This window comes from Shewanella sp. KT0246 (genome assembly GCF_019654955.1).
GTDB classification, from domain to species: Bacteria; Pseudomonadota; Gammaproteobacteria; order Enterobacterales; family Shewanellaceae; genus Shewanella; species Shewanella goraebulensis.
This window is the reverse complement of the sequence record NZ_BPEV01000001.1, coordinates 222,673-231,654: the sequence shown is the minus strand read 5'-3', so window position 1 is coordinate 231,654 and position 8,982 is coordinate 222,673. Positions and strand designations below refer to the sequence as shown.

Annotated in this window: 7 protein-coding genes; 2 read left to right on the top strand and 5 right to left on the bottom strand. The window is 38.5% G+C overall.

Annotated elements, in window-relative coordinates; genetic code table 11:
• Positions 1–442 precede the first annotated feature (442 nt).
• The 4 genes from K5Q58_RS01070 to rppH form a co-directional block, all read right to left on the bottom strand.
• Positions 443–1,294, bottom strand: coding sequence for a thymidylate synthase (locus K5Q58_RS01070; protein ID WP_220751680.1), 852 nt, complete (start codon positions 1,292–1,294; stop codon positions 443–445).
• Between the two features lie 177 nt (positions 1,295–1,471).
• Positions 1,472–2,275 (bottom strand): sulfite exporter TauE/SafE family protein, encoded by an 804-nt coding sequence (locus K5Q58_RS01065; protein ID WP_220751678.1) that lies wholly within the window; start codon positions 2,273–2,275, stop codon positions 1,472–1,474.
• A 33-nt stretch (positions 2,276–2,308) separates the two neighbouring features.
• Positions 2,309–4,543 (bottom strand): phosphoenolpyruvate--protein phosphotransferase, encoded by a 2,235-nt coding sequence (gene ptsP / locus K5Q58_RS01060; RefSeq protein WP_220751676.1) that lies wholly within the window; start codon positions 4,541–4,543, stop codon positions 2,309–2,311.
• 25 nt (positions 4,544–4,568) lie between these two features.
• The gene (gene rppH, locus K5Q58_RS01055) at positions 4,569–5,087 is read right to left on the bottom strand and encodes an RNA pyrophosphohydrolase (protein ID WP_153915343.1); all 519 of its coding nucleotides are present in this window, start codon (positions 5,085–5,087) and stop codon (positions 4,569–4,571) included.
• 728 nt (positions 5,088–5,815) lie between these two features.
• Between rppH and mutH the strand changes: the two genes are divergently transcribed.
• Positions 5,816–6,484: a DNA mismatch repair endonuclease MutH gene (gene mutH / locus K5Q58_RS01050; RefSeq protein WP_259651192.1), complete on the top strand. Its 669-nt coding sequence runs from the start codon at positions 5,816–5,818 to the stop codon at positions 6,482–6,484.
• A gap of 121 nt (positions 6,485–6,605) precedes the next feature.
• Entirely contained in the window at positions 6,606–7,691 is a 1,086-nt protein-coding gene (locus K5Q58_RS01045) for an adenylate/guanylate cyclase domain-containing protein (protein ID WP_259651191.1), read from the top strand.
• Positions 7,692–7,935: 244 nt separating this feature from the next.
• On the opposite strand, the gene oxyR is transcribed toward K5Q58_RS01045, so the two are convergent.
• Positions 7,936–8,844 (bottom strand): hydrogen peroxide-inducible genes transcriptional activator OxyR, encoded by a 909-nt coding sequence (gene oxyR, locus K5Q58_RS01040; protein ID WP_220751672.1) that lies wholly within the window; start codon positions 8,842–8,844, stop codon positions 7,936–7,938.
• Positions 8,845–8,982 lie beyond the last annotated feature (138 nt).

The window sequence follows — 8,982 nt, the reverse complement described above, 5'->3', positions numbered from 1 at the left end:
ATTTATTTAGCGATAAACTAACAATACGCTAGTTTGTTTTTAGTACAAGATTATTTATCTCATTTATAACTGTTCAAAATTTTAATCGTGAGGTAATCGTAGCAAGTATAAACTGCATAAATATTAAGGAAACTGAATAAATGGTTAAGACATTTTTATCGTTCAATTACGGAATAAACGATGAGAGATCTGCTTAAAATATTCAAGGTAAATCTTTTAATAGTTACACTTGAATTAAAAATGTATTGTGGGCTACTTTTTACGAATTGATGAAAGAGATTGGGTGTTATTTAAGAAGGAATTAGCCTAATTAGTGTTGATATAAATAGAGTAACTAATGAGCTATTTATACATAACCCATTAGCTAACGTTAACTTGCTGTTTTAGTCTCGAACATGCAGAGTTATCGTTTCAAACCACAGAATCAAATTATCTCAATCAGTTAAACTGAAAAAGGGTATTTTATAGCTTCATGGTGCTGATAACCCACCACTTCAAAGTCATCCATAGTGACCCAAGTTTCCAAATCTTTAAGACTTTTAATATCTGGGTTGATTTTTAATTGCGGAGAAGGAAATGGCTCGCGAGTGAGCTGTTCATTCTTCATCAAATCTAATTGATCTTCATAAATATGAGCATTAATAATTTTATGATAAGCCAAACCAGGTTTATTACCCGTGATCTGAGCCATCAAAGCAAGGAAGGTATACACTTGAATTTGATTAAAATTAAGGCCTAAAGGAACATCGCAAGAACGCTGGTAACTGGTCAAATACAGTGTGTCACCTAGTAAAGAAAAGGTATGAGTGTGCATACACGGGCGTAAACAGCCCATGTCAAATTCACCAGGATTATAAAAAGTAATGATTTCACCACGGTCATCAACGCCTTTTGATAAGTTATCCACTATTTTTGCTAACTGATCGACAGTTCCACCAGATGTTTTCTGCCAACGACGGCCTTGAACACCATATACACGCCCCATATCATCAACACCTTTACGATGTGGGTTAGCTAACCAGCTTTGATTATCATTTGAGTTCATGTCCCAAGTCTTCGTTCCTAAAGCACGAAAATCAGCGGCATTATCATATCCTCTTATGTAGCCAATTAGCTCAGCAATAGCGGATTTCCAGTAACTTTTACGCGTAGTAATGATAGGAAATTGGTTATTTTTTACGTCATACTGCAAATCAGCATTAATCACGGTTAAACAACGTTTGCCAGTTCGTTCATTTTCAATCCAATGACCGTTATCGACGATGTTCTGACAAAGATCTAAATACTGGCGCATTATTCATTCCTATTATTATAAGTTTCAACTCACTAACACTGTTTAATAAGTGCTCTTTCAGTCATTGCAAGTCAATAAGATGTGTTCGGGCGATGGTAAAACTATGCTAAATCACCGTTTAAAACCAGATGTTAGCATTCAGGTTGAAGTTCTAGCTGTCATGATACCAAAAAAATATTATACAGATAGGGCCATTTTCAAACCGACAATCATGAGGAGTGCAGCAAATGCACGTCTTAAAACTGGCGTTGGCCAACTGCTAGCAGCTTTAACGCCCAATGGCGCCATGAGCATGGAGCTTACAATAATGCCTGCAAGTGCTGGCAAATAAATAAAACCAATTGTGCCGTCAGGTAAATCGGTCGCGTTTAACCCTGCAATGACGTAACCAATGGTCCCTGAAATAGCAATCAAACAACCTGTCACCGATGCGAAGCCAACAGCTTGTTTCATCTGTAAACCACAAAAAGTTAAAAACGGCACTAGTAAGACTCCTCCACCAATCCCCATAAGCCCTGCAATAATTGCAATTAAAGTAGAAACTCCCAATAAAACCTCAAAACCTGGAATTTGTTCATTCGCTTTGGGCTTAAAAGGAAATGCCATTTGAATTGCCATTAACACCACAAAGGCCGCAAATGCTTGTTGTAAATGATCTGATGCAATTTTTTCTGAAATGAAACCCGATGCCAACGCACCAATGAGGATACCTGGCAACATGGGCTTAAATAACTCCCAAGGTACATTACCCCGCTTGTGGTGCGCAGATGCTGAAGAAAATGAAGTAAGAATGATTGAAGCAAGAGAAGTCGCAATCGCTACATGGGTTATTTGTGTAGATTCCACTCCAACCCACGGCAATAAATATATGAGAGCTGGAACAATGATTAATCCGCCGCCAATCCCTAAAAGCCCAGCCATAAAGCCAACAAAAGCACCAAGCATTAAGCAAATAGAAAAAACCAGTAAAATATTATCCACAGTACAACCTTATCCGTGCGTAGATTTACGACCTTAATGCAAAATTGATATTAAATCGTGTTTATTAAGGTATTCATTTAATAAGTGGCGAACTTGTTCACCATTTGACAGTGTCAGTGCTTTATCTAACAGGTTCTCAAGAGATTGCTTGTCTATCCGTCTTAGCAGATAATTGATTCGAGCAATGCTACCTTGGTTCATACTTAGTTTTTGGTATCCCATGGCAACTAGCAATAATGCTCCCATCGGCTCACCCGCCAATTCACCACAAATACTGGCATCTAACTGGTAGCGATTACAATCGGTAATGGTCCATTTTAACGCTCTCAATACCCCTGGATGAAAACTATCAAACAAAGGACTAACACTAGGGTTGTTTCTATCGACAGCCAGTAAATACTGAGTTAAATCGTTACTTCCCACTGACACAAAATCAACCCGTTTAGCGACATCTTCTAACTGAAATAACAGCGAAGGGACTTCTAACATCACACCAATTTTTGGCTTTGGAATGTTTCGATTTAATTCTTCAATGAGTTCATTATAAGCTTGGTCTAAATACAAAAGAGTGCGATCAATCTCATCAAGGTTACTCACCATAGGCAGTAAGATTTGTAGCTGAGCTGAATCCGCGTTCGCCGTGAGCATCGCCCTTAATTGCATTAAGAATAATTCAGGATGATCTAACGATAACCGTATTCCACGCCATCCTAGAAACGGGTTGTCTTCGTTAATAGGGAAATAAGGTAGTGGTTTATCGCCGCCCACATCTAATGTACGCATAACGACAGGTCTATCGCGCGCAGCAGATAAAACTTGCTTATAAACATGGACCTGTTCTATTTCACTAGGAAAGCGCTGATGTAACATAAAAGGTATTTCTGTTCGATAAAGACCAATACCATCAGCACCTTCTGCCATATCGGTACTCAAACCACTTAATAACCCAGCATTAAGGTACAACTGGATACGGTGACCATCGATGGTTTGAGCAGGTAATGACAGTTCAGCAGAAAACTGACGTTGCTGTGCCTGACTTTCTGATATTAACGTATTATATTCGTGAAGCACTGCATCTGAAGGATCAACCAACAGCTGACCATTGTTGGCATTTAACACTAATTTCTTATCATCAATGTTAGCAGCTAGAACCTGATCTACCCCCACTATTGCAGGAACCCCCAATGCCCTAGCAAGAATGGCAGCGTGTGCATTAACGCCCCCCAGTTCAGTCACAATACCAGCTAGCTTTCCTCGCGGGAATTCAGCGAGTAGAGTTGCATCAACTTCTTTAGCAACTAAAATAACTGGTTTTACAGGGGCTAAATCTAATTTATCTGGCTCGATAAGTTGCCTAAGAACTTTTTGGCCTAATTCACGGATGTCACTCGCACGCTCTTTAAGATATGGATCTTCCATTGCCATAAACTGCTCGATATAACGCATCGATACACGACTTACAGCGGATTCAGAAAGCCAACCTTGTTCGACTTCTCGTAAGTATTCACCACCTAGACTGGCTTCATTTAACAGTAATTGTAAGGCAGAAAAAATAGAGGCAATGTCATCGACTTTTTCACGATCAAACCGTTGCGATAAAGTGCTAATAACATCACTACACCTTTGCATAGCCGTTTTTAATCTAACAATTTCTTCATCGATATCATTGCATTGGCGTTCTTCTTGAACTAATGCTATCTCACCGCCTAAAACAAACGCGTCAGCAATAGCAATGCCCTTAGATGCGCTTGTCCCTTTAAAAACCACTTGTTGCTGAACATTACTAATTGCCGCTTTATTTTTTAAGCTACGAACAACGACTGCAAGTTGCGCAGCAAGCGTCATTAAAAAGGCTTCTTCGTTCTCACTGAATTGTCTCGGCTGTGGTTGCTGAACCACAATAACGCCCACAACTTGCTTTTGAAAAATGATCGGCACCGCAAGAAAAGCCCGATACTCCTCTTCTTCAACTTCGGGGAAAAACTTAAAACGGGGATGTGATTTTGCATCTGCAAGATTAACTGCTTCTTCCTTTTCAGCAGCTAACCCAACTAAGCCTTCAGTCAAAGGCATCTTGACGTTATTAATTGCAGCACTCGCTAGGCCATTTGACGCCGAAAGAACAAGGTGCTGTTGCTCAAGAATATAGATTGAGCAGCATTGTGTTTGCATCGCTAACTTTGTTTGCGATACTAACACATTTAATGCTGAGTCAAGGCTGCTTGCTCCTGCAACAGCCTGGGTTATATCCCTGAGCGTGTTTAACACTTTCCCTGCCCTCTATAAAAACGAGTTAATTACGGTGTCTACCTCTTTTTCGGCTTGGCTCACGCCCTTGAAATGCCAATGTGGTAAATGCAAATTCTTTCATTACTTTTCGATAAACATCTCGCTTAAATGAAACAACCTGCCTAACAGGATACCAATAACTCACCCAACGCCAGTCATCAAACTCTGGATGGCCGCAAGAGTTTAAATTAATACTGTCATCGCTATCTTTTAGCTGTAATAAGTACCACTTTTGTTTTTGTCCGATACACACAGGTTTGCTTTCCTGTCTGATCAGTCTTTTAGGTAAACGATATCTTAACCATGAACGTGTTGACGTTAAAATTTGCACATTTTCAGGTTTCAGACCCACTTCTTCATACAATTCTCGATACATAGCTTGTTCTGGGCTTTCACCATCATCTACGCCACCTTGAGGAAATTGCCATGAATGTTGTCCAAACCGTCTGGCCCACATTACTTGACCATATTTGTTACAGATAATAATGCCCACATTTGCGCGAAAGCCGTCGCTATCAATCACATGGACTCCAATTACACTACAAATTAATGACTAGATTGTTTCACAAAGCTTGCCTACGGGCAAACAAGGATTTAAGGCACTACCTTGGATAAAATATTAAGTTTTAGTCTTTTATCAACAGAAGAAAACTCAAGTCATCCACATTATCCACAAAATCTGTGGATATCTCTGTTCGAAACTCTAAAATAACTATTATCAGAACAGATAAAACAGCTTAAACCTAATTTTTACACGCTTACATTAATCACATAAAAACCTTTATAATCAATACAATAAATATTAATCAAGTAATATGCAAATTTGAAAACCATTAACATGGTTACTTTTTATACAGCCATCATTTTTGTGATTTATGGTTTCGTTTAGGTTTTAAGTTATACACAAAAAACAAGAAAAATATTTTAAAAATATTAAAATAAACCGATTTATAGCCATTGACGAACAATTTTATATCCGCTAAGCATTATTTTTATAAAGTTATTCATCAAATCTGTGGATAAGTGTGTGCGAAAGACGAGAGCAAAACGAGAGTAACTTTACTCAAAGGTAAATATTATTAACCAATTAATCAAAAAACTGTTAATTTTCATAAAATTAATAAAATTTATCCCGGTGAATAACTCCAAGAAAACACTTTGTGTGTTTTTTGAACAGCAACAAAAGCTGCGTATAAATCAATAACCAAGTACACTTTCGTTTCCATTATTATATAAACCACTAGACACTTTATGATGAATAGCCAGCCCAACTCCATTGAAGAATTAATGCAAAGAGCCAATGATATGGCAGGAGTAACCTTGGGCGATATTGCAATGGAGCATCAAGTCACAGTCCCGGATAATCTAAAAAGAGATAAAGGGTGGATTGGTCAACTAATAGAAATGGAGTTAGGTGCAACTGCGGGTTCAAAACCTCAACAAGATTTTTTGCATTTAGGTGTAGAGCTAAAAACGATTCCTATTGATGCTAACGGACGCCCTATTGAAACCACTTACGTAACAGTTGCTCCGTTGACCAATATTCAAGGTTTGACATGGGAAAAGAGCCTAGTCTGTCACAAACTAAGTCGGGTTCTTTGGATACCTATCGAGGGAGACAGAAGAATTCCTGTTAAAGAGAGAAGAATTGGCTCACCTGTTTTATGGCAACCCAATGCTGCTGAGACTAATGCATTGCAACAAGACTGGGAAGAGATAATGGAGTTTATCGCAATAGGTAAAGTAGATAAGGTAACAGCTCGACATGGTGAAGTTTTACAATTAAGGCCCAAAGCTGCAAACAGCAAAGCTCTAACCGAATCTATTGCTGAAGATGGATCAGTAAAACTGTCTAACCCTCGCGGTTTCTATTTAAAGATCAACTTCACCCACCAAATACTAACAAACGCCTTCAATTAGAGTTACATTTACTCAACATATAAATGAGAAATCAAAACTAATTAAAATACCACTATGACAAGTATGGGAATTTTCTATAAACTAGCCTGTCTTCAAATATCAACGGATTAGATATAAACCAGTGAAAGCACGTCGCCAGACGAGAAAATTACTTTTTGCTATCATCGCATGGTGTGCAGCCATGGGAGCATTTGTATTTTTTCGATATTCACAAGCTCCTGAACTACCTCAATGGGCCATTGGAAAATCAGATCTAGCAACGCTAGCGATTTTTATGGGCTTTGTTTTTGGTTGTTTGCACTGGATGTCTAACCTTATTGCTGATTTTAGTGCTATCAGCCGACTCCCCTATATATTCTCCGTCATATTCAAAGGTCTATTTTTATTACTTGGTGCTATGACACTTGCCTATGTCACTCAATTTTTAAATATGTGGGCTATTGAGAATCATCTAGTCACTTTAAGGCAAATGCTCACAGCGCACATATTATATAGTCCCTCTTTTCAAGCTTTAGTGATTTATTTAGTCGCCGTCAGAGTTGGACTCGCATTTGTTGAACAAATGGCATTACTAGTTGGCCCTCGTGTCTTACTTAACATTGGCCTAGGTAAATATCACCAACCTCGCTACGAACACAGACTATTCTTATTTGTTGATATGGTGTCATCAACGTCCCATGCTGAGACATTAGGCGATTACCGATTCAGCCGCTTGATCCAAGATAGCTTTAGTATGCTAGCTGACACTGTAACGAATAATGATGCTGAAATTTATCGTTATATGGGAGATGCAGTCTTAATCCATTGGCCTTTGGAGGAAGGGATTAAGGAAGATCGCTGCATGAATATCTATTATGAATTCAGTCAGCAACTCAATTGGCATCGCCCTTATTTTGAAGAGCACTATGGCTTTGTACCTAAATTCAAAGCCGCTGCTCATTGTGGGCAAGTTGTTGCAGCTGTCGTTGGTGTCCAAAAACAAGAAATTAGTTTCTTCAGTGATGTGATAAATACCCTAGCAAGGCTTCAAGATCAATGTAATCCATTGGGACAACGTATGTTGATCTCAGGTGAGGTTGCACACCGCCTAGAAAGACAAGGTAGTCAGTTCGATTTGGCAGATCTTGGTGCTATGAAGTTAAAAGGAAAACAGCACGAAATTGAAGTATACGGCGTTACACCTAAAAAAGTACCGCCGCTAGGTTAATTAAAAGTCTAGTCCCACATATACTTACCGCTTTATATAAAGTCGTATGGGCTAGTGAACTCCCATATCAATTATTAACAAAAGCTAGCATCTTTTTTCCTATGCTAGCAAAGCTCACAAACAAGAACTTGCAATTAAAAAAGCCTTGTAACAGAGTTTCAAGGCTTTAAACAGCATTTATGAATCAATAGTTTCAGTGTTTTTCACCTGTTACTTAACATCCATGCCAGCGTTAATTACTTTACTACTTTTTATCACTCAGAATCGATTCAAGCATTAAGCCTAATGTTCTAAAGGTGCTGATTCGGCTAGTCGTCTGACGCCAAACTAAGCCAATATCTCGGTATGGTGCTTCACCCGGTGGATTCATAATATTGAGTTCAGTATCATTTAATATACCAGCATCAATGGCCATTTGCGGTAAAAAGGTCGTCCCTAATTTACTATCCACCATCTGTACTAGCGTATGTAAACTCGTGGCGGCAAAAGGGTTGATTTTAGCACTATTACCTAATTGGCAAGCCGTAATTGCATGGCCAGTAATACAATGCTCACTTTGCAGTAAAAAAATACTTTCATCCGGCATTTGTTGGTAATCAATCGGGTTCACAATTCCGCCAGAAAGCTCTTCATGAACTACCATTTTAAATGGATCTATACCCACTTTCATACTGTGGAAACCCGTTGTGTCCACGGGTAAAGCGAGTATAAGCAAATCCAATTCACCTTTTCCAAGTGAATCCAATAAGCTGTCAGTGGTATCTTCTTTTAATAGCAGACTCAATTGAGGGTAATCAAGTTGGCATTGCTTAACGACCCTACTTAATAGAAATGGTGCAATGGTAGGAATACAACCAAGACGTATTTCACCTGTCATTGGTTCACCTTGGTTTTTAACCAACTCAACCAGATCATCTACATCAGTAAGTAATTTTCTCGCTCTTTCAACAACTTCCTCACCAATAGCAGTGAACATGAACGATTTATGATCTCGTTCAATAAGCTGATAACCTAATTGTTCTTCAAGATTCTGTATTCCACTTGATAAGGTGGATTGACTAACAAAGCAAGACTTCGCAGCGCGATTAAAGTTTTGTTCTTGGTGCAAGTTGACCAGATAAAACAGGTTTTTAAGACTCGGCAGGTTTTTCATTTAATCGATTACCGTATTAAGATTTCATTTAAATAATGAATTAAGTAAGTTGAAATAACAATCTCCAGTACATGATCCAAGGCTCAAATTAAACAATAATTAAAAAAAGACCAAAAAAAAGTCCCTTACGGGACTTTT

Bases quoted from the DNA above. Each gene is read 5' to 3' on its own strand.
- K5Q58_RS01070 (WP_220751680.1), bottom strand. From the start codon at position 1,294: ATGCGCCAGTATTTAGATCTTTGTCAGAACATCGTCGATAACGGTCAT.
- mutH (WP_259651192.1), top strand. From the start codon at position 5,816: ATGATGAATAGCCAGCCCAACTCCATTGAAGAATTAATGCAAAGAGCC.
- oxyR (WP_220751672.1), bottom strand. From the start codon at position 8,844: ATGAAAAACCTGCCGAGTCTTAAAAACCTGTTTTATCTGGTCAACTTG.